Genomic DNA, 21,430 nt, shown 5'->3' on the forward strand with positions numbered 1-21,430 from the left:
TTACCTCCCTGCCCCGCAGCGCTACAATGCCCGCCCTTAAAGTGGGGGATCTCCCCTTACCGCTGCACCTGGTGCACGCGGATCTGACCTGTCATCAGAACGAGAACAAACATGTTTAAACCGGAACTCCTTTCCCCGGCGGGAACGCTGCAAAATATGCGTTACGCTTTCGCCTATGGCGCCGACGCCGTGTATGCGGGCCAGCCGCGCTACTCGCTGCGCGTACGTAATAACGAATTCAACCACGAGAACCTGCAGCTCGGCATCAACGAGGCGCACGCTCTGGGTAAAAAATTCTACGTGGTGGTCAACATCGCGCCGCACAACGCCAAGCTGAAAACGTTCATCCGTGACCTGAAGCCGGTGGTGGATATGGGGCCGGACGCGCTGATCATGTCGGACCCGGGTTTAATCATGCTGGTTCGGGAGAACTTCCCGGAGATGGATATCCACCTCTCCGTACAGGCTAACGCCGTCAACTGGGCAACGGTGAAGTTCTGGAAGCAGATGGGGCTGACCCGCGTCATCCTGTCTCGCGAGCTTTCGCTGGAAGAGATCGAAGAGATCCGCACCCAGGTGCCGGATATGGAAATCGAAATCTTCGTTCACGGCGCGCTGTGCATGGCCTACTCCGGCCGTTGCCTGCTTTCTGGCTACATCAACAAGCGCGACCCGAACCAGGGCACCTGCACCAACGCCTGCCGCTGGGAATATAACGTTCAGGAAGGCAAAGAGGATGACATCGGCAACATCGTCCACAAGCATGAGCCGATCCCGGTAACCAACGTTGAGCCAACGCTGGGCATCGGCGCGCCAACCGACAGCGTGTTTATGATTGAAGAAGCCAAACGTCCGGGCGAGTACATGACCGCCTTTGAAGACGAGCACGGCACCTACATCATGAACTCGAAAGATCTGCGTGCCATCGCCCACGTCGAGCGCCTGACCCAGATGGGCGTGCACTCCCTGAAGATTGAAGGCCGCACCAAATCCTATTACTACTGCGCGCGTACCGCGCAGGTATACCGCAAAGCCATCGACGATGCGGCCGCCGGTAAACCGTTCGATACCAGCCTGCTGGAAACTCTGGAAGGCCTGGCGCATCGCGGCTATACCGAAGGCTTCCTGCGCCGTCATACCCACGACGACTACCAGAACTACGAGCACGGCTACTCCGTTTCCGAGCGCCAGCAGTTTGTCGGTGACTTCACCGGCGAGCGTAAAGGCGCGCTGGCGGCCGTCGCGGTGAAAAACAAGTTCACCAAAGGCGACAGCCTGGAGCTGATGACCCCGCAGGGCAACATGAACTTCACGCTGGAGCATCTGGAAAATGGCAAAGGCGAAGCGATTGAGGTGGCGCCGGGTGACGGGCATACCGTCTGGCTGCCGGTTCCGGAAGAGGTGGAGCTGAAGTTCGCGCTGCTGATGCGTAACTTCAACGGTGAAAGCACCCGTAACCCACACGGCAAATAGTCAATCAGGGAAATTTTTTCGCGCTGGGATAATTCTTAGAATCGGATCACATACCGCTTCGTTCAATACGGGTATTATCCCCCCGCTGAAAAACATAACCCATAAATGCTAGCTGTACCAGGAACCACCTCCTTAGCCTGCGTAATCTCCCTTACGCGGGCTTATTTTTTGCCTTCTCTCTCCTCAATCCAGGCAATGAGTTCGTCGATTTGCTTCTCTGAGAACACGGCGATCCCATGCTCTGCGAGCAACGATGCCGCAACCCCCTTCCCCGCTTGATGTATGCCGCGAAACGATCCGTCATAAATAAACTCACTGCCGCACGTTGGGCTGCCATCGGTTAATAATGCAGCGCTACACCCCGACTCCTGAGCAGCGCGTAGCGCAAGCCAGGCTGCAAGCTGATAATGTGCGGTCACGTCCTGCCCGGTATTTTCAATAATTCTGGCTTGCCCGCGCATTACGTCTTTGCCATCAGCGGACATAATCTCTGCCGGAGGACGCGGTACAGGCAGCCCGGCAGCCAGTTCAGGGCAGTGGATAACCAGACGTTGTTCCTGTTGCCAGCGAGCGAGTTGCGCGTTCATTCTCGCTTTTTCACTTCCGTTATAACGAACCCTGAAGCCCATCAGGCACGCGCTTACCAAAATTTTATTCATCATCACTTTCCTGTGATTACGTTAATATCATCGCTGGAGTGTAACGCGCTTTCGGGCTTATTTTGTTCCTTTCATCCTGTTCTTACCCGCTTTTTTCCTCTCTGCTATACACTCTTACTAACGCTAAAAAAGGGAGCAGCGCGGATGGCAACCTATCCAGACAGTTTATTGATTCTCAATGGCAAAAGTGCGGGCAACGATCTCCTGCGTCAGGCAATTCAGGATTTGCGTGACGACGGCGCGCGCATCCACGTCAGGGTAACCTGGGAAAAAGGCGACGCGGCACGCTATATCAATGAAGCCCTCGGGCTTGGCGTCAACACCATCATTTCCGGCGGCGGCGATGGCACCATCAATGAGATCGCGTCAGCGCTGATCGACCTGCCCCCGGCAAACCGCCCGGTGATGGGCATTTTACCGCTCGGCACCGCCAATGATTTTGCCACCAGCGCAGGGATCCCGGAGGCGTTAGAAAAAGCGCTCCAGCTGGCGATCCTCGGTAAAGCCACCGCGGTAGATATTGCGCAGGTGAATGACAAAACCTGCTTTATCAATATGGCCACCGGCGGGTTCGGCACGCGCATCACCAGCGAAACGCCGGAAAAACTGAAGGCGGCGCTGGGCGGCGTGTCGTATCTGATCCACGGTCTGATGCGCATGGATACCCTCAAGCCTGACCGCTGCGAAATTCGCGGCGAGGATTTTCAGTGGCAGGGTGACGCGCTGGTCATTGGCATTGGCAATGGTCGACAGGCTGGCGGAGGTCAGCAGCTGTGCCCGGAGGCGCTGATCAATGACGGTCAGCTACAGCTGCGGATTTTCACGGGCGACGGCCTTCTGCCCGCGCTGTTTACCACGCTGACGCAGCCGGAAGAGAGTCCGAATATCATTGATGGGAAATCCGCATGGTTTGAGGTCAATGCCCCGCACGGGATGACGTTTAACCTCGACGGAGAGCCGCTAAGCGGAACACAGTTCCGCATTGAGGTGTTGCCCGGCGCGCTGCAGTGTCGGTTGCCGCCGGACTGTGTGCTTTTGCGCTGATGGTATTGCCGGGTGGCGGCTTCGCCTTACCCGGCCTACGCTTCGCCCTCAGGTCAGGCAATCGTGACTTTGCTGTCCAGATAGACGTCCTGCACCGCATTGATCAGCTTCACGCCATCGGCCATCGATTTCTTAAACGCCTTACGACCCAGGATCAGCCCCATGCCGCCCGCGCGTTTGTTAATAACCGCCGTACGTACCGCGTCTGACAGGTCAGTATCGCCGCCCGCCGCGCCGCCGGAGTTAATCAGCCCTGCACGTCCCATATAGCAGTTCGCCAGCTGGTAGCGCACCAGATCGATCGGATTATCGCTGGTCAGCTTGCTGTAAACGCGGTCATCGGTGTAACCAAAGTTCACCGCTTTATAGCCGCCGTTATTCTCGGCCATTTTCTGCTTCACGATGTCTGCGCCAATGGTCGCCGCCAGATGGTTCGCCTGGCCGGTAAGATCGGCCGACACGTGGTAATCCACGCCGTCTTTTTTGAATGCCGAGTTACGCAGGTACGCCCACAGCACGGTGACCATACCCAATTCGTGTGCGCGCTCAAACGCCGCAGAGATCTCTTCAATCTGACGACGGGACTGTTCAGAGCCAAAGTAAATCGTCGCCCCAACGGCAACCGCCCCCATATTGAACGCCTGCTCGACGCTGGCGTAGAGCGTCTGGTCATATTCGGTGGGATAGCTCAGGGTTTCATTGTGGTTCAGCTTCACGAGGAACGGAATGCGGTGGGCATAGCGACGCGAGACGGAGGCCAGCACGCCGTAGGTGGAGGCCACGCAGTTACAGCCCGCTTCAATCGCCAGCTCAACAATGTTCTTCGGATCGAAATAGAGCGGATTCGCCGCGAAGGAGGCGCCAGCCGAGTGCTCAACGCCCTGGTCTACCGGCAGAATGGAGAGATATCCGGTGCCACCGAGCCGCCCGGTGTTGTAGAGCGTCTGCATGTTTCGCAGAACCGCAGGCGGACGGTTGTTATCGACCATCACGCGGTCGACGTAGTCATGACCCGGCAGATAGAGCTGGTCGGCTGGAATGGTCATACAACGATGCTGTAAAAGGCTGTCGGCGTCTTTGCCAAGCAACTGCGCAATATCAGTCATGTGATACTCCCGTAAGTCCGACGTCGTGTCGGTGTGTGTTTATCCAGTCCCATTATTTATGGGCAGACTAAGCCTGGTACCGACTTAACAGATTTTCCACCTTTTGCATTTTTTTTCAGCACAATCTGCTGGCTCGATTCGTGTACAACAAAACTGTTACATTGATCAAACAATCACCACAAAGGTATTTAAAAGGTATTATAGAATGGTATGTTAAAGGCGTACCCTCTCTGACATGCAGGATTAAAAAATGAAAACGAAAGTCCAACTGTCATTCATGATGTTTGTTGAATGGTTTATCTGGGGCGCGTGGTTTGTGCCGCTGTGGCTGTGGCTGAGCAAAAGCGGTTTTACCGCCGGGGAAATCGGCTGGTCTTATGCCTGTACCGCCATTGCCGCAATCCTCTCCCCAATTCTGGTCGGATCGCTGACGGACCGCTTCTTCGCCGCGCAGAAAGTACTGGCGGTGCTGATGTTTGCCGGCGCGATTTTGATGTACTTCGCCGCACAACAAACCCAGTTCAGCACCTTCTTCCCGCTGCTGCTGGTTTACTCCCTGACCTATATGCCCACCATCGCGCTGACCAACAGTATTGCCTTCGCGAACGTGGATGACGTCGAGGCCGATTTCCCGCGTATCCGCGTAATGGGCACTATCGGCTGGATCGCCTCCGGGCTGGCGTGCGGCTTCCTGCCGCAGATGCTGGGCTATAGCGATATTTCCGATACCAATATTCCTCTGCTGATGACGGCAGCCAGCTCCGCCCTGCTCGGCGTGTTTGCCCTCTTCCTGCCGAACACGCCGCCGAAAAGTACCGGCAAGCTGGACTTCAAAGTGATGCTGGGGCTGGACGCGCTGATCCTGCTGCGCGACAAAAACTTCCTCGTGTTCTTCTTCTGCTCGTTTCTGTTCGCCATGCCGCTGGCCTTCTATTACATCTTCGCCAACGGCTATCTCACCGAAGTGGGAATGAAAAACGCCACCGGCTGGATGACGCTCGGCCAGTTCTCTGAAATCTTCTTTATGCTGGCGCTGCCGTTCTTTACCAAACGCTTTGGTATTAAGAAGGTCTTACTGCTGGGTCTGATCACGGCCGCCATCCGCTACGGGTTCTTCGTTTACGGCGGTGCGGAACAGTACTTCACCTACGCCCTGCTGTTCCTCGGCATTCTGCTGCACGGCGTGAGCTACGACTTCTACTACGTTACCGCGTACATCTACGTGGATAAAAAAGCGCCGGTGCACATGCGTACCGCCGCGCAAGGCCTGATTACGCTGTGCTGCCAGGGCTTTGGTAGCCTGCTGGGTTACCGCCTGGGCGGCGTGATGATGGAAAAAATGTTCGCATATAAAGAGCCGGTGAATGGGCTGACCTTCAACTGGGCCGGAATGTGGGCATTTGGCGCAATCATGATTGCCGTGATTGCCGTGCTGTTTATGCTGTTTTTCCGCGAATCGGACAAAGAGATCACTGCTATTGAGGTGGTTGATGGCGATACCGCGCTGACACAAGGGGAAGTTAAATGAAACAAGAACGTGTTCTCGGTGCCCTTTACGGGCAGGCGTTAGGGGATGCGATGGGCATGCCGTCGGAGCTGTGGCCGAGAAAGCGCGTCAAAGCGCACTTCGGCTGGATCGACCGCTTTTTACCCGGCCCGGCAGAAAATAACGCGGCCTGCTATTTCGGGCAGGCAGAGTTCACCGACGATACCTCAATGGCGCTGTGCCTCGCCGATGCGATCATTGAGTGCGACGGGGAGATTAACGCAGACGTTATCGGCAAGCATATCCTGAACTGGGCGCTGGATTTCGACGCGTTCAACAAGAATGTGCTCGGCCCGACCTCAAAAATCGCGCTTAATGCGATTCGTGACGGGAAGCCGGTGAGCGAACTGGAAAACAACGGCGTGACGAACGGGGCGGCGATGCGCGCCTCCCCGCTGGGCTGCCTGCTCCCGGCGACGCGGCTGGAACACTTTGTTGAACAGGTGGCGCTAGCCTCCAGCCCGACCCATAAATCGGACCTCGCCATTGCCGGCGCGGTGGTGATTGCCTGGGCGGTATCCCGCGCCATCGACGGCGAAAGCTGGCAGAACATCGTTAATGCCCTGCCGGGGATCGCCCGCTATGCGCAGGAGATGAAAACCACCACTTTCAGCGCGTCGCTGGCGGCGCGTATTGAGCTGGCGCTTAAGACCGTGCGGGAAGCCCACGGTATTGATTCCGCCAGCGAGCAGGTTTATCAGCTGATTGGCGCGGGAACCAGCACCATTGAGTCCGTTCCGGCGGCCATTGCGATGGTGGAACTGGCGGGAACCGACCCGAACCGCTGCGCCATTTTATGTGCCAATCTGGGCGGTGATACGGACACCATTGGCGCCATGGCGACGGCCATCTGCGGTGCGCTCCACGGTGTGCAGGCGATTGACCCGGCGCTCAAAGCCGAACTCGATGCCGTCAACCAGCTCAACTTCGGCCATTATTGCGAGAAACTGCTGCACTTCAGGGAGCAAAGGGAGGGCGTATGAATGCATTTGCCCAACGTCTCGAAAATCTGCACGCCACGCGCCCGGTGACGGTGCTGGGCGCAGCGGTGATTGACGTCATCGCCGACGCCTACGCCCTGCCCTGGCGCGGGTGCGATATCGAACTTAAGCAGCAGGGCGTGAATATTGGCGGCTGCGCGCTGAATATCGCCATTGCCCTGAAGCGACTCGGCATTACGGCGCAAAACGCTCTGCCCGTCGGGCACGGCGTGTGGGCGGATATTATCCGCAACGCCATGGCGAAGCAGGATCTGCACAGCGCTGTGGAGGCCGAGACGGGCGATAACGGCTGGTGCCTGGCGCTGGTTGAGCCTGACGGCGAACGCACCTTTATGTCCTTTAGCGGCGTGGAGAACCAATGGCAGCAGCGCTGGCTGGATGCGCTTCACGTCCCGCAAAACAGCCTGGTGTATTTGTCCGGCTATCAGTTGGCCTCACCGTGCGGTGAACTGCTGACAGGCTGGCTGGAGGGATTACAGGACGTGACGGCCTTCATCGATTTCGGCCCACGCATCGCGGATGTTCCTGATGCGCTGATGGAGAGAATCATGGCCTGCAGGCCAATCGTGTCGCTCAATCGTCAGGAAGCGGAACTCGCGGCTGAAAGACTGGGCGTAGAGGCTGAAAACCTGGGTGAAGTGTGGCAGCAGCGCTTTGGCGCCGCGCTGATTGTGCGCCATGATAAAGATGGTGCTACGTGGTATGACGGTGACGCCTCAGGCGTTGTTCCGGCGTTTCCGGCTACGGTTGTGGATACCATTGGTGCAGGCGACAGCCACGCGGGCGGCACGCTTGCCGGGCTGGCTGCGGGATGGTCACTGGCAGATGCCGTTTTGCTGGGGAATGCCGTGGCGTCATGGGTTGTCAGCCACCGCGGCGGCGATTGCGCCCCGACGCGCAAGGAATTACTCCTCGCACACAAAGACGTATAGGTCGCTGCGACAGTAGCTGATGCTGTACTCAATCGGCCGGTGCTGCTGGTCAAGCGCGACCTGCTTGATCACCAGCACCGGTATTTTTTCATCCATCTTAATGTGCGCCTGAAACTCGCTGTCCGGCATGCGGGCGCTCACCCTTGAGCGGGTGCGCTGCGGGAAGATATTCTGGCTGCGGAAGTAGTCGTAGAGAGAAATACCAATCGCATCCGGGTCGGGAATTAACCCGACCGGGACCCAGGACTCTTCAATCGACACCGCATCGTCATCCACATAGCGAATGCGCTTGAGCAAAAAGACCTCGCTGTCCGGGGAGATCGACAGGTGGTTCGCCACCTCTTCCGGGCATTTCACCACCCGCTTGTTAACCCAGAGCGTATTTGGCGTTTGGCCGCGCAGCACCACCTGCTGTGAGAAGCCGCGCGCCTCTTTCAGCGAATATTCGAAGATATTGTTGATTTGCGTCCCGTAGCCACGGGCGCGCGTCACCACCCCCTCTTCCTCCAGCGCCTGCATCGCTTTACGCACGGTGATGCGCGACACCCCGGTCAACTGGCTCAGATCGCGCTCACCAGGCAAAATATTCCCGTGCTCCAGCACCCCGCTGCGCACCGCATTTTTTACCGTTTCGGCAAACTTCAGGTACAGCGGCGTGTTATCGGGCGCGGCGATCCGTTCATTCAGTTGAGCGATTAACCGGGTATGCGCTTGTTCCATCTCTGTTTTCTCAGGCGTGGTGTTTCCTGCCAGTATACTGGCTTACCACCATGCATGAAAATGATGAACCGGCCCAATACCGTGACCGACTTCCAGAGTATCGGCTTTTGCCAGCGCCGCCGAGAGCCAGGCTTTCGCTTCGCGCACCGTTTCGGCCCAGCCTTCATGCCGGGGACGCAGCGCCGCCAGCGCGGCCGAGAGCGTACAGCCCGTGCCGTGGGTATTTTTGGTCTGCACGCGTGGCGCGGTAAAGCGCACTTCGCCGTCGCGGGTGAAGAGCCAGTCCGGGCTTTCCGCGTCATCCAGATGCCCACCCTTCATCAGCACCGCCCCGCAGCCCATCGCCAGCAGCGCGTTGCCCTGCGCTTTCATCTCGCGTTCCGTTTGCGCGTGCGATGTGCCCAACAGCGCGGCGGCTTCCGGCAGATTGGGCGTGATGAGCGCCACCTGTGGCAGCAGCTTTTTGCGCAGCGTTTCCACGGCAGAGGCGGAGAGCAGCGGATCGCCGCTTTTCGCCAGCATCACCGTATCCAGCACCACGTTTTGCACCTGATAGCGTTTAAGCCGCTCGGCCACCGCTTCAACGATATCCGTTTCGGCCAGCATGCCGATTTTGGTGGTATCGATGCGCACGTCGCTGAACACAGAATCCAGCTGCGCGGCAACAAAATCCGGCTCGATACGGTAGACCGACTGTACGCCGCGCGTGTTTTGCGCCACCAGCGCGGTAATGACCGAGCAGCCGTACGCGCCAAGGGCCGAGAAGGTTTTCAGGTCTGCCTGGATACCCGCGCCGCCGCTGGGATCGGTGCCGGCAATGGTCAGGGCGTTAATTCGCTTCATGCCTGCTCCTCCAGCGTGTAGAGCGCATCCAGAAACGCGCTGGCAAAACTGCCTGGGCCACGCGACTGCGCAACGGCGACCGTTCCGGCTCGTTTCATCCATCCGCAGGCGGCAGCGATGTTATCCAGCCGGTCACCCGGCAGCGAGCAGCTCGCCGCCACAACGGCAGAAAGCGCGCACCCGGTGCCCACCACGCGCGTCATCAGCGGGTCACCGCCGGTAACCGTTCGGGTACGTTGCCCGTCCGTGATGTAGTCCACCTCGCCGGTGACCACCACAATCGTATTGATCTGCCGGGCCAGCGCCTGGGCAGCAGGCACCGCGCTGGCGGCGGTATCGGTCGTATCGACGCCGCGCCCGCCGGCGCTCATCCCGGCAAGAGCAAGGATTTCGGAGGCATTGCCGCGAATGGCCGCCGGTTTCAGGGCAAGAATTTGATGGCAAAAGCGGGTGCGGAACGCCAGGGCGCCCACGGCAACCGGGTCCAGCGTCCAGGGCTTGCCTGCCGCCACCGCGCTTTCAATTGCCCGACGCATCGACTGGGCGCGCGGCGCGGTCAGCGTGCCAACGTTAACCAGCAGCGCATCGGCTATCGCGGCAAACTGCTCGGCCTCTTCGGCCTCGATCACCATCGCCGGGGATGCGCCAAGCGCCAGCAAAACGTTGGCCGTAAAGGTCTGTACGACGTCATTGGTCATACAATGGGTCAGCGGAGAACGGGTGCGGAAGTGATGTAAAACGTGTAAATCGAGCAGGTCAGGCTGCATGGGTTCGCTCCTGCCTTGCGTGAAGAAGCGATGACCGGGAAGGCATCTGACTTCCCTACGCTGGCATTATCCAGATCAGGTAATACGGGTATTTCTCAGCCTTCACAAAGAAGGGCACCCCGAGTCATTTGGTAAGCATTAGCTTACTTTTTGCCAGATTAGGGGAAGTTGCTGGCTCAAGCAAGCCCACTCTTTCGGATAATGATTCTTCACGCAAGGCAGGAGCGAAAGACTTCGAGTGCTCAGAAAGAACAACGACATTCTATTACTCACTGTCTTTTTAGTTAAACAACTAAAAGGTCCTTCACAGATAAGAAAATAATTAACATTGTAAGAGATGGTATTGAGCAGTAGCTAATGAATTTCCTTCTCTTTCCCTTATATAACTCACTGGTATGCGACTGTCTCAATGTATAGCCTGCACACATAACTTTTATCATTTAGCCAACAGCACTTTGATTTTAAGTTCTTTTTCATAAAAACAGCTTCCCCTTTGTACTTGCACGCAGTACGATTAATCAACATGTTACCTGAAACTAAAGGGTTACTGATGGATACAGTAGAAGAATTAAATGGAACATATTTCTATCGTGGCGTATGCAATATCACTGCAGGAGAGTTATTTTTTTGGATTTTACTGGATAGAGTTAACGATCAATTTGGCGGAATTAAAGATGTTATATTAATGAGCTGTATTATTCTGGGTCTGCCATTATTAAAAACAAGAGGTAAACCTTACGGAACCACAGCGGGTACGTCAATAGCATCAAAATACCTTCGCCAACTTCTTAACACTGAATTACCTGTAAGACTTCCAACCCTTACAGAAGCGAGCATAACAACACTTAGGCCTAAATATGTTACTAACCTGGGCGCTTTTGTAGGGCGTGGATTACCTGTTGTTGGTTGGGCTATAGTAGCGAGCGATATTAGTCAAATCGTTTATAAAACCGTTCGTGACTACAACACAATCGCACACGAGAAAGATCGCATATGGTAACAGATCAGGAAGTTTTAGAGCTATTCCGTAAAGAGTTACCTGTGTCAGGTACATTCACAGGAAAGCTGATACCGTTAGAGCTTGATGATATTCTTCAAGATTATGCAGACGATGATGATTTAATTTATTGCATTAATAAATACGACAGTTTTTTTAATATTGACATGTCAGCAATGAATTATCAGAAATATTATCCGTGGTTTAGAACGTGGTTCTTTAGAAGATGGTTTACTGATAAACCAGTAAAGCAAATCTCAAAACCTCTTACTGTAAGGATGTTTGCAGAATCGGCTAAAGCAGGAAGATGGTTATACGACTAACAGCAAGGAGCGTTAAAAATGGCTGTACCAGTACATTTGATTTTAAAAGATGATGGTGGATCTCAGATCATGGGATCTTGTGACGTTCATGGACGTGATGGAAGCATAGAACTACGTAGCTTACAGCATAGCGTGATCATTCCTACAGACAATTTAACAGGTAAAGTGACAGGAAGCCGACAACATTGCTCATTCAACTTCACTAAAGAGATTGACAGTTCATCACCCTATCTGTTTAAAGCTGTTGCAACGGGGCAGACTCTTAAAAGCGCTGAGTTTAATTTCTATCGTATCAACTACAGCGGGCAAGAGGAAATTTACTACACCATTACATTAGAACGTGTGAAAGTAGTTAGCTTTAGCCCTGTGATGCACGATACCCGAACGGCTACGGGTACAGGCCATATGGAAGATATTTCTTTAGCCTACGAGAAAATCACTCACCTTTATAAAGATGGCAATATCTTGCACTCCGATGCGTGGAACGAAAAGAAACAAGCATAGCAAAAAAAGCTTTAAACATGGGGCTACCCTGCCCCTCCTTCAGACTCTCCATTTTGTATAACAATTCTGTTACTAAGTCATATAAATTTATATCCAGATACATTTCGCTTGAGTTTTCAACAACAATATTTTTAGCAAAAAACTGCAGGATTACTGTTAGGCTCAACATTGCTTTCATTCAAAACTAAAGAAGGATTCAATAATAAAACAGAGAGAGAGATCCATTAACTGACATTAACTATTCCGCCTATTTTTCATCTTTCCTCGCCAAGAAACTTAAAAAATATTAATGCATTTTTATTTCATACACATCATAAAATCAAACCAACTAAAAACTTATATCATTGATATTTAACAGGTAATACCTTTTCTATTACAACGAACTAAATTAGCTATTAATGCGATTTATGATTTAGATCAATAATCATAATTACACATTCATAGATAGTTGCTGCACGTTACGAAATAAGTTATCAAACCAAAATTTTCAACGTTAATCGTGAATTAATACAGATATAACAAGACGTTATATCTTCCCGCCAGGATAGCGCCCTAATTTTTTTCTTGTATCGATGATGAGAGCTTTAATATGAAATGTTTAAATACATCAGCTACCGCTGTTTTTGTATTTGGTATTGTGTTTTCTGGTACAACATTCGCGGCAACGATCAGCACTGATGATGTTGTAGATTCTTTGGGCTGGACTCAAACCCAAATCAATCAACAAAATGCAGATCGTGAAGAGGCAAATCGTGTTGATATTGGTACAAATCGCACTGATATTATCAACATGCGAGATGAAAATTTATTGCGTGATGATGCGATTAAAAGCGCAACTGATAAAGCTGACGCAGCTTTACAAGGCGTTATGACTAACGGACAAGCAATCATTGATACAAACACGAGAGTAGATAAAGCTGAATCTGATGCTGTGCTTGCTGGTGCAAAAGCTGATACAGCGCTTACTGATGCTACTGGCGCTAAAGCCGCTGCTGATCATGCCGAAATCACCGCCATTAATGCGACCAACAAAGCAGATGCTAATACACAAGCGCTGGCAAGTAAGGTAGATAAAAGCATTTTCAACGCCGATCAGAATAGACAAGATCAAGCCCTTCAGGATGCCTCTGACAAAGCGACTCAGGCATTTAATACGGGCACTTATGCGCAATCTTTAGCTGTAGATGCACAAACGGTAGCCGCAGCGAATAAAGCTGCTATTGCTAACGTTCAGTCACGCCAGCAAACGCAGGAAGCGACGATTCAGAATCACAGCGCACAATTAGCGAATCATGAATCACGTATTACTGCGTTAGAAAGTCAAAATAACGCTAAGTTCTCTTCTCTGGAGAATCAGCAGAATGAGGATCGCAAGGAATATCGTGCTGGTATCGCTGGCGCTGCTTCTCTTGCTGGTTTGCATTACGTTGATACAGATAACGCGGTTGCCGTCGGTGCTGCCAACTTCAAAGATGCGCAAGGTTATGCGATCGGCTACCGTCATAAGTTCGCTGAGAATGTAGCCGCTACCCTCTCTACATCAGGTACATCCAACGGTGATGAAATTGTTGCGGCGTCCGCATCTTACGGATGGTGATGCTAGAGTATTAAAATAAAATGCCAGTAAGCTAAAAAACTCGCCCATGCGTTTTAATCAGCTGGCTATAACTCAATACATTGCTGCTCGCAAAGAAAATGACAAAGTACATTTTTATCTCCGCTGTTTTGTATCTCACTTTTATTTTATTAGGGATATGGATCGGCTTGATGTTAGGCACGTATATTTATAATTGTAATTACTGAGGCAATAATGAAAAAGTTAATGATGGTAGCGGCTATATTATCTCTTGCTGCGTGTTCCTCACCCGCTCAACGGATGGCTGATTGTCAAAGCAAAGGAGTGAGTAAAGATGCTTGTTATATTGCAGAGCAAAACCGCACTACAGCCATTAACGCTGCTGCTGAAAAACAGGCTTTAGAGAATGCTGCTCAACTTGCACAGTCAGCGCACAGGCATCTTCCTGAAGGCTGCACTCAGGTAATGGAAGCTGCGGGTCGTTGTGATAGCAAGCCGGCCAAAGTAAGCGGTGATTTAAAAAAGTTCTCAGGTGAAGCGGATCACGTTATGAATAAGCCAATCTCTGAAGCTGCTGAATATCTGCTTTCGAAAGGCTGGAAGCCAAATAAGGGTTCATGGCACAAGGGTGGCTATATTATGCAGCTGGTTGTCGAAAAAGAGAGAGTTGTAAACGCACAATTATCAAAAATGTGATCTTAGCATTACGCTCCCATCTCATAAGATTTACATAGCCCCATTTGTATGGGGCTTTATTTTAGCTCGTGACTAAATACACATTTACTCTAACTGCCACGCCCCGCCATGAATAAGCGACGCTCCTCCCGTCCAGGCAAATAACGCCAGCTCGCGGCAGCCTGCATCAGGATAGATACGGCTGCTGAGGCACGCCTCACCGTCGTTAACAAACACTTCCACAGACGAGCTATCAAAGAACAGGCGCAGGCTGAGCGCGTCGTTCAGGTTAAGCGCAACGCTTCGGGTCCCGCACAGGCCATACTGTGGATAGTGTCGCTCCAGCACCAGGCGCTGCATCTGCGCATCAACATAGAGGCGTAGTCCGTCGCCGAGACGAATGCCATATTGCTCCGCGCTGCTGTTCGCGCAATCCCATTGCAGAATGACCTCCATCGCATCGCAGTGTTCCACCAGCGTCATCTGCTGGTTATTAAGCGTACTTATCGGCCAGGGGAACCACGCCCCGCGCAGGGTTTCAACTTCTCTGGCCGGCCGCATTTGCAGATGGTTATCCGCACTCAGCGTCAGCTCGCGCGGTAAAGAAAGCATACCCGCCCAGCCATCCTCCTGTTCCGGCAGAGGTGATTCCCACATGTCCAGCCAGCCGATGACGATGCGTCGGCCATCCGGCGTCAGGAAACTTTGCGGCGCATAGAAATCATGCCCGTAATCCATCTCCACAAATTCACCTTCACGCACAAAGGGCTGACCGGGCTGCCATTCACCTACCAGATAGCCGCTCTGGAAAAGATTGCGATGTTTAAATCCGTCTGCGGTGAGTCCCTGAGGCGAAAACATCAGCACGCGTTTCCCACCGAGAGTGAAGAAGTCCGGGCATTCCCACATATAACCCATCTCTTTTTCAGCCACCGCGAGCACGCCCCTGTCCTGCCACTCGCGCAAATCGGCAGACCGGTACGCACGCACCTGGCCCGTATCACCCTCCCGCGCGCCAACGACCATGTACCACCACTCCCCTTCACGCCATACTTTCGGATCGCGGAAGTGATGCAGTCCAGGTGGTGTGTCAATGACGGTCCCGTGCCGTACAAAGTGGATGCCGTCACGACTGGTTGCCAGGCACTGAACCTGGTAGAGATTAGCCTCATCGCCGGGATCGCCGTGGAACTTGTGGCCGGTGTAGATCAGCGCCAGCGTGTCGCCATCCACCACCGCTGAGCCGGAAAAACAGCCGTCCTTGTCGTCTGGTCCTTCCGGTGCCAGCGCAACCGGGAGGTGCTCCCAGTGAACTAAATCTTTGCTGCGCGCATGGCCCCAGTGCATCGGACCCCATTGGGTCGAATACGGATGGTGCTGATAAAAGGCGTGATACCAGCCGTCAAACCAGACCAGGCCATTCGGGTCGTTCATCCAGCCAGCACGCGCAGCGAGGTGGTAACGGGGATACCAGCGCAGGTTGAGCCCTTCGCGTCTGGACTGAATTTCCTGTTCTGCTTTCGTAATGGAATACGTCATTTCTCTACTCTTTGATCAGATGGTGGAAGGTTGCGGCATGAGCGGGTCAGAAGAGGACTTACCCGAGCGCAACAGGAAGATGGAGATAAACGTGGTGCTGAAGACCAGTAGCCCCATGATGAGATAGGACTGGGCAAAGCCGTATTTCTCATAGCTGTAACCTGCCAGCGGCGACAGCACCGAGGCAATCACCGAGCTTGTACAGGCAAAGCCCACCAGATAGAGGGTGGAAGAGAGTCGCTTATCAAAATGCAGGCTGTTGTATTTGAAGATAGAGACCAGCAAAACGGGAAGCTCAACCGCGTGCAATAGCTTGGTAATGGAGATCAATACCGGACCCTCAACCAGACCCGATGCCACCATACGCATCGCCATCACCATTCCGGCGAAAATCAGGCCGTTTTTCGCCCCGAGGCGATTCACCAGCCACGGGGCGCAAAACATGCCCGCCGCCTCCAGGAAAACCTGGAAGGAGTTGAGATAGCCATACATGGCGTTTCCTTCCTGCAGCGTCGGGAACTGTGAGGAGAAATAGACCGGGAACTGCTGGTCATAGACGCCATAAATACAGGTGCCGATAACAAAAAATACCAGCGCCCAGAAGCGCGGCAGCGTCAGCAGGCGCAATGCATCCTCCAGCGTGACCTTACCGCCGGATACCGCCTCCTGCATGGCGTGCGGCGCGGAAGAGACCCGGAGGCGTGCCAGCAACACAAAAAACACCAGCCCGGCGCAGCTCGCTACCGCGAAGTTCAGCTTCGGATTAATGTTGAACAGGAGTCCTGCAAAAAAAGTTGCCACCGCCCAGCCCAGCGATCCCCACATCCTCGCCCTGCCAAACTCAAACTGGCTCTGGCGGGCCACGCGCTCGGTATAGGACTCCAGGACCCCTATTCCACCGTTAAACGTCAGCCCGATATAAACCCCGCCGAAAATACTGCCGAGTAACACGTTAATTTGCAGCAGATAACCAAACAGCAGGAAGGCCGGACCGGAAAGAATGAGCAGGCTGGTCAGAAACCAGAGCAGGTTTTTTCGCAGGCCGAGCTTGTCCTGAATGAAGCCGTAGCAGATTTGCGCGCACAGCGCGGAGACGGACAGCACGGCATAGATGACGCCCGTATCCCCTGCCTTTAACCCCACCTCCTGATGGAGCCAGATAGAGAGCAACGAGCCGGAAGATGACCATGTGACAAAAAAGAAAAAGAGTAGTGCGCTTAATAAAGGGTAGCTGTGAGAGTGATGCGTTTTCATCATGACATTCTCATGTTGGAGTAATGACGCAATGGTAACGTTAACATTTATTCTTTCTCATGCTGTTTGGTAAAAATTTAAGATGTTAATCACGAAAGTTAACGTTAACATTAAGAGAGTGAGATCGCGATCAAATATTCACCACTGAGGTAAGCCTGACCTGGCCTGTGCATCAGCCTTCCTTTTACATCAGCGACTTAGTTGTATACCCTTTCACAAAGAGCATTAACGGAGTAAGAAAATGGCTTCCCTGAAGGACGTCGCAAAGCTGGCTAACGTATCGCTGATGACGGTCTCCCGTGCGCTGAACAGCCCGGAGCGCCTTAAGCCGGAAACGCTGGCGCGCGTTCAGCTGGCTATCGAGCAAACCAGCTACGTGCCCGATCTTTCCGCCAAGAAAATTCGCGGCGCGCATGCCTCGCCTAAAACCATAGGCGTACTGGCGCTCGATACGGTGACGACGCCTTTCTCGGTGGAGATCACGCTGTCGATTGAAGAGACGGCCAGAATGCACGGCTGGAACAGCTTCGTGATGAATATGTTTACCGATGACAACCCGGACGCCATTGTCGACCTTCTCCTTTCTCATCGGCCTGACGGAATTATCTACACCACCATGGGGTTACGTCAGGTTCCTCTCCCGCCCAAATTACTCACCCTTCCCTGCGTGCTGGCTAACTGCGAAAGTGACGGCGAAAAGGTTGCCAGCTATATTCCCGATGATGAACAGGGGCAATATACCGCCGTGCGGGCGTTACTCGCGGAGGGTTATCGACGCCCTCTCTGCCTGCATTTGCCTGAGGGGCATCTGGCCACAACCCGACGTCGTCAGGGGCTGGAACGAGCATGCCGTGAAGCGGGGCTCGATCCGGACGGCCTGGCGCACAGCTATATGGCACTCGGCGATGAGCACTATCGTGACATTGCGTCAGTATTGCTGGCGCACATGCAGAATGGTATTCCCCGGTTCGACGCGGTTATCTGCGGCAACGATCGTATCGCGTTTATGGTCTATCAGACGCTACTGGCGCAAGGGCTTCGCATACCGGAAGATATCGCCGTTATCGGCTATGACAATATGGTGGGTATTGGGGAGTTGTTCCTACCGCCTCTCTCGACGGTTCAACTGCCGCACTATGAAATTGGTCGCCTGAGCGCCCTGCATATTATTAATGGTGAAGAACATCAGGAAACCACGCGCGTAGAAAGTCCTTTTTTACCGCGTGATTCCGTTGCGCATGCAACGTAACCGCCGTTTTTTGCCCAGGACGAAGAAACAGGAAGCGTCACCCTCCTTTTATGCCGTTCGATGGCACGATTTGTCACACTCTTTTCTGTGACTTTACACACCGGGTAAATGGCCTGTAACGCGCTGTTTTTATTTGGCATAAAATGCAATTTTCATTTTAAAAATGGGGATATTTCCTCGTTACAGCCCCGTGTCACAAAACAGTAAACAAATTAACCATTGAGCCCCGTGGCAAAAGGCTCTATATTGGCGGCGTTTTTTTCAGGCCCCCATCTGTTTTTTAACTTTTTATTCAATCGTGGCTCATAACGAAGCGGCGGTTGTAGGAGTGATATGATGACGGATAAAGTCCGTATTGACACCGTAGATGCCCACAAAAGCAACGAAACCTATCTGGCCCGTCAGGCCGAGTTTGAATCTAACGTCAGGAGTTATCCGCGCAAACTGCCTTTAGCCATCACTAAAGCAGAAGGCGTGTGGATCACCGATGCAGATAATAAAGAATACCTTGACTGTTTAGCAGGCGCAGGGACCCTTGCGCTTGGCCATAACCATCCTGATGTGCTGAAAAGCATCCAAAATGTCATTACCAGCGGCTTGCCGTTACATACTCTGGATCTGACGACGCCTCTGAAAGACGCGTTTTCCGAATACCTGCTCTCTCTGCTGCCTGGTCAGGGCAAAGAGTACTGCCTGCAGTTCACCGGCCCATCCGGCGCTGACGCCGTTGAAGCAGCGCTGAAGCTGGCGAAAAAAGTGACCGGCCGTAGCGGTATCATCAGCTTCTCTGGTGGTTACCACGGCATGACCCACGGCGCACTGTCCGTGACCGGCAACCTGTCTCCGAAAGAAGCGGTTGACGGTATGATGCCAGAAGTCCAGTTCATGCCTTACCCGCACGAATACCGCTGCCCGCTGGGTATCGGTGGTGAAGCGGGCGTGAAAGCGCTGACGTACTACTTCGATAACCTGATCAACGACGTTGAAAGCGGCGTGCGTAAGCCTGCTGCGGTGATCCTGGAAGCGGTTCAGGGCGAAGGCGGCGTGAACCCGGCTCCGGCTGAGTGGCTGCAGCGCATCCGTAAAGTCACTCAGGAACACGGCATTCTGCTGATCCTCGACGAAGTTCAGGCTGGCTTTGCCCGTACCGGTAAATTCTTCGCCTTCGAACACGCTGGCATTGAGCCAGACATCATCGTGATGTCTAAAGCCGTCGGTGGCGGTCTGCCGCTGGCCGTGCTCGGTATCAAAAAACAGTTCGATGCGTGGGCGCCAGGTCATCACACCGGTACCTTCCGCGGCAACCAGCTGGCGATGGCCACCGGTCTGACGACGCTGAAAATCCTGAAAGATCAGAACATCGCAGGCAAAGTGGCTGCACAGGGCGAATGGCTGAAAGGCCAGCTGAAAGAGATGGCGAAACGTTATCCGGTCATCGGCCACGTGCGCGGTCTGGGCATGATGATCGGTATTGAGATCGTTAAGCCACACGAAGCCGCTGACCACATGGGCTGCTTCCCGGGCGACGGCGAGCTGTCTGCACTGATTCAGAAGAAGTGCTTCGAAGCCGGTCTGATTCTGGAGCGCGGTGGTCGTAACGGTATCGTTCTGCGTCTGCTGCCTTCTCTGCTGATCAGCGATGAAGAGCTGAAGATCTTCCTGGATAAATTCGAGCAGGCACTGCTTGCTGCGGGCGTTCGCCCGGCGTAACCGGAGTTGTTGATTACGATGTCTGATTCAAACCCAATTTTGTTCTCCTCTGCGCAGAGCATTGAAGCTTACCAGCAGGCGATTGAACAAAGCACTCAGGCTGTGATGCAGTGGCTGAAACAGCCTGAGATGTACCAGGGCAAAACGGTCGCGGAACTGCGCGACCGTATTAAGCTGGATTTCAACCCGAAAGGGCTGGGCAACGAAGCGGCGATTGAACGCGCCGTCGAGTTCTTCCTGAAAGACAGCCTGTCCGTTCATCACCCGCAGTGTGTGGCGCACCTGCACTGCCCAAGCCTGGTCGTAAGCCAGGCGGCGGAAGTGCTGATCAACGCCACTAACCAGAGTATGGACTCCTGGGATCAAAGCCCGTCCGCAACCATCATTGAGATCAAACTGATCGAGTGGCTGCGTACCCGCGTGGGTTATCAGGCTGGCGACGCCGGTGTCTTCACCAGCGGCGGAACCCAGAGCAACCTGATGGGCCTGATGCTGGCGCGCGATGCGTTCTTTGCGCGTCAGAGTCACTCCGTTCAGCAGGACGGCCTTGTAGGCGATCTGCGTAAGATCCGCGTACTGTGCTCCGAAAACGCGCACTTCTCCGTGCAGAAAAACATGGCGCTGATGGGCCTGGGCTACCAGTCCGTAGTGCAGGTGAAAACGGACGAATTCTCCCGCATGGATCTGACCGATCTGGCGGCGAAAATTGAGCAGTGCAATGCGAACGGCGAGCAGATTCTGGCGATCGTCGCGACGGCAGGTACCACCGATGCCGGTGCTATCGACCCGCTGCGTGCGATTGCAGAGCTGGCGGCGAAGCAGAACATCTGGGTACACGTTGATGCAGCCTGGGGCGGCGCGCTGCTGATGTCTGAGCAGTATCGTCACTACCTGGACGGCATTGAGCTGGTGGATTCCGTGACCCTGGACTTCCACAAGCAGTTCTTCCAGACCATCAGCTGCGGCGCGTTCCTGCTGAAAGAAGCGCGCCACTATGAGCTGATGCGCTACCAGGCGGCTTACCTGAACTCTGAGTTCGACGAAGAAGCAGGCGTGCCTAACCTGGTCTCCAAATCTCTGCAGACCACCCGTCGTTTCGACGCGCTGAAGCTGTGGATGAGCCTGGAAGCGCTGGGTCAGGAGCAATACGCGGCGATCATCGATCACGGCGTGACCCTGGCACAGCAGGTTGCGGCCTACGTGAAATCGCAGCCTGCGCTGGAACTGGTTATGCAGCCGCAGCTGGCAAGCGTGCTGTTCCGCTTCCGCGGACAGGTGCAGGCGGATGACGCAGGTATCGCCCTGCTGAACCAGAAAATTGGTGACGCACTGCTGGAATCCGGCCGTGCAAACGTCGGTGTGACCGAGCATAACGGCGTGACCTGCCTGAAGCTGACGCTGCTGAACCCAACCGTGACGCTGGAAGATATTAAAATCCTGCTGTCTCTGGTTGAGCGTACCGCGCAGGAAGTTCTGGCTAAGTAATACAAAACCCCTCTTCCGCCGGGAGAG

20 protein-coding genes and 1 riboswitch are annotated in these 21,430 nt (G+C 53.9%); of the genes, 13 read left to right on the plus strand and 7 right to left on the minus strand.

What is annotated here, in order from left to right; translation table 11 throughout:
* The first annotated feature begins 111 nt into the window (after positions 1–111).
* Positions 112–1,473, plus strand: coding sequence for a tRNA 5-hydroxyuridine modification protein YegQ (gene yegQ / locus V1572_RS17715; protein ID WP_008500866.1), 1,362 nt, complete (start codon positions 112–114; stop codon positions 1,471–1,473).
* Between the two features lie 161 nt (positions 1,474–1,634).
* Here yegQ and V1572_RS17720 read toward each other — a convergent pair whose 3' ends face one another.
* Positions 1,635–2,135, minus strand: coding sequence for a DUF523 domain-containing protein (locus tag V1572_RS17720; protein ID WP_395299428.1), 501 nt, complete (start codon positions 2,133–2,135; stop codon positions 1,635–1,637).
* Positions 2,136–2,276: 141 nt separating this feature from the next.
* Between V1572_RS17720 and yegS the strand changes: the two genes are divergently transcribed.
* Positions 2,277–3,176, plus strand: a complete 900-nt coding sequence (yegS, locus tag V1572_RS17725; RefSeq protein ID WP_045908639.1) for a lipid kinase YegS — start codon at positions 2,277–2,279, stop codon at positions 3,174–3,176.
* 53 nt (positions 3,177–3,229) lie between these two features.
* Here yegS and fbaB read toward each other — a convergent pair whose 3' ends face one another.
* Positions 3,230–4,282 (minus strand): class I fructose-bisphosphate aldolase, encoded by a 1,053-nt coding sequence (gene fbaB, locus V1572_RS17730; protein ID WP_008500869.1) that lies wholly within the window; start codon positions 4,280–4,282, stop codon positions 3,230–3,232.
* Positions 4,283–4,532: 250 nt separating this feature from the next.
* Between fbaB and V1572_RS17735 the strand changes: the two genes are divergently transcribed.
* Genes V1572_RS17735 through V1572_RS17745 form a run of 3 tightly spaced genes read left to right on the plus strand, consistent with a single transcriptional unit; the run spans position 4,533 to position 7,761 of the window.
* Positions 4,533–5,810, plus strand: a complete 1,278-nt coding sequence (locus tag V1572_RS17735; protein ID WP_045908640.1) for a nucleoside permease — start codon at positions 4,533–4,535, stop codon at positions 5,808–5,810.
* Entirely contained in the window at positions 5,807–6,811 is a 1,005-nt protein-coding gene (locus tag V1572_RS17740) for an ADP-ribosylglycohydrolase family protein (protein WP_395299429.1), read from the plus strand. Before V1572_RS17735 ends, V1572_RS17740 begins: the two co-directional genes overlap by 4 nt.
* On the plus strand, positions 6,808–7,761 hold the full coding sequence (locus V1572_RS17745; protein WP_395299430.1) for a PfkB family carbohydrate kinase: 954 nt from the start codon (positions 6,808–6,810) through the stop codon (positions 7,759–7,761). The genes V1572_RS17740 and V1572_RS17745 overlap by 4 nt, the downstream gene beginning before the upstream one ends.
* Here the strand turns inward: V1572_RS17745 and V1572_RS17750 are convergent.
* The 3 genes from V1572_RS17750 to thiM are packed head-to-tail and all read right to left on the minus strand — an operon-like array spanning position 7,735 to position 10,091.
* Positions 7,735–8,481 carry a GntR family transcriptional regulator gene (locus tag V1572_RS17750; RefSeq protein ID WP_045908643.1) on the minus strand — a complete coding sequence of 249 codons (747 nt, stop codon included), beginning with the start codon at positions 8,479–8,481 and terminating at the stop codon, positions 7,735–7,737. The two genes, V1572_RS17745 and V1572_RS17750, sit on opposite strands and share 27 nt — an antisense overlap.
* Before the next feature lie 42 nt (positions 8,482–8,523).
* On the minus strand, positions 8,524–9,324 hold the full coding sequence (thiD, locus tag V1572_RS17755) for a bifunctional hydroxymethylpyrimidine kinase/phosphomethylpyrimidine kinase (protein ID WP_048028285.1): 801 nt from the start codon (positions 9,322–9,324) through the stop codon (positions 8,524–8,526).
* A complete protein-coding gene (gene thiM, locus V1572_RS17760) occupies positions 9,321–10,091 on the minus strand; it encodes a hydroxyethylthiazole kinase (RefSeq protein WP_069720626.1) in 771 nt (256 codons plus the stop codon). The genes thiD and thiM overlap by 4 nt, the downstream gene beginning before the upstream one ends.
* A 35-nt stretch (positions 10,092–10,126) precedes the next feature.
* Positions 10,127–10,223, minus strand: a riboswitch (TPP riboswitch).
* 418 nt (positions 10,224–10,641) lie between these two features.
* Here thiM and V1572_RS17765 point away from each other — a divergent pair.
* The 5 genes from V1572_RS17765 to V1572_RS17785 all read left to right on the plus strand — a co-directional run bounded on the left by V1572_RS17765 (position 10,642) and on the right by V1572_RS17785 (position 14,187).
* Positions 10,642–11,091, plus strand: a complete 450-nt coding sequence (locus tag V1572_RS17765) for an STM2901 family protein (RefSeq protein ID WP_395299431.1) — start codon at positions 10,642–10,644, stop codon at positions 11,089–11,091.
* Entirely contained in the window at positions 11,085–11,411 is a 327-nt protein-coding gene (locus V1572_RS17770) for a DUF1493 family protein (RefSeq protein ID WP_025913229.1), read from the plus strand. The genes V1572_RS17765 and V1572_RS17770 overlap by 7 nt, the downstream gene beginning before the upstream one ends.
* An 18-nt stretch (positions 11,412–11,429) precedes the next feature.
* On the plus strand, positions 11,430–11,915 hold the full coding sequence (locus V1572_RS17775; RefSeq protein WP_045908646.1) for a type VI secretion system tube protein TssD: 486 nt from the start codon (positions 11,430–11,432) through the stop codon (positions 11,913–11,915).
* Between the two features lie 589 nt (positions 11,916–12,504).
* Positions 12,505–13,512 carry a YadA C-terminal domain-containing protein gene (locus V1572_RS17780; protein WP_395299432.1) on the plus strand — a complete coding sequence of 336 codons (1,008 nt, stop codon included), beginning with the start codon at positions 12,505–12,507 and terminating at the stop codon, positions 13,510–13,512.
* 213 nt (positions 13,513–13,725) lie between these two features.
* On the plus strand, positions 13,726–14,187 hold the full coding sequence (locus V1572_RS17785; RefSeq protein ID WP_196346890.1) for a hypothetical protein: 462 nt from the start codon (positions 13,726–13,728) through the stop codon (positions 14,185–14,187).
* 84 nt (positions 14,188–14,271) lie between these two features.
* Here V1572_RS17785 and V1572_RS17790 read toward each other — a convergent pair whose 3' ends face one another.
* Both V1572_RS17790 and V1572_RS17795 read right to left on the minus strand, forming a co-directional pair.
* On the minus strand, positions 14,272–15,705 hold the full coding sequence (locus V1572_RS17790; protein WP_395299433.1) for a glycoside hydrolase family 32 protein: 1,434 nt from the start codon (positions 15,703–15,705) through the stop codon (positions 14,272–14,274).
* A 15-nt stretch (positions 15,706–15,720) separates the two neighbouring features.
* Positions 15,721–16,962 (minus strand): MFS transporter, encoded by a 1,242-nt coding sequence (locus V1572_RS17795; protein ID WP_045908650.1) that lies wholly within the window; start codon positions 16,960–16,962, stop codon positions 15,721–15,723.
* A 238-nt stretch (positions 16,963–17,200) separates the two neighbouring features.
* Here V1572_RS17795 and V1572_RS17800 point away from each other — a divergent pair, with 238 nt between their 5' ends.
* The 3 genes from V1572_RS17800 to V1572_RS17810 all read left to right on the plus strand — a co-directional run bounded on the left by V1572_RS17800 (position 17,201) and on the right by V1572_RS17810 (position 21,403).
* Positions 17,201–18,208, plus strand: coding sequence for a LacI family DNA-binding transcriptional regulator (locus V1572_RS17800; protein ID WP_395299434.1), 1,008 nt, complete (start codon positions 17,201–17,203; stop codon positions 18,206–18,208).
* Positions 18,209–18,541: 333 nt separating this feature from the next.
* A complete protein-coding gene (locus V1572_RS17805) occupies positions 18,542–19,918 on the plus strand; it encodes a diaminobutyrate--2-oxoglutarate transaminase (RefSeq protein WP_014884533.1) in 1,377 nt (458 codons plus the stop codon).
* Positions 19,919–19,936: 18 nt separating this feature from the next.
* Complete coding sequence (locus V1572_RS17810) at positions 19,937–21,403, plus strand: pyridoxal phosphate-dependent decarboxylase family protein (protein WP_395299435.1); 1,467 nt, start codon at positions 19,937–19,939, stop codon at positions 21,401–21,403.
* Positions 21,404–21,430: the final 27 nt, after the last annotated feature.

Origin of the sequence: Enterobacter quasiroggenkampii (assembly GCF_043972695.1) — a bacterium.
Lineage (GTDB): Bacteria > Pseudomonadota > Gammaproteobacteria > Enterobacterales > Enterobacteriaceae > Enterobacter > Enterobacter quasiroggenkampii.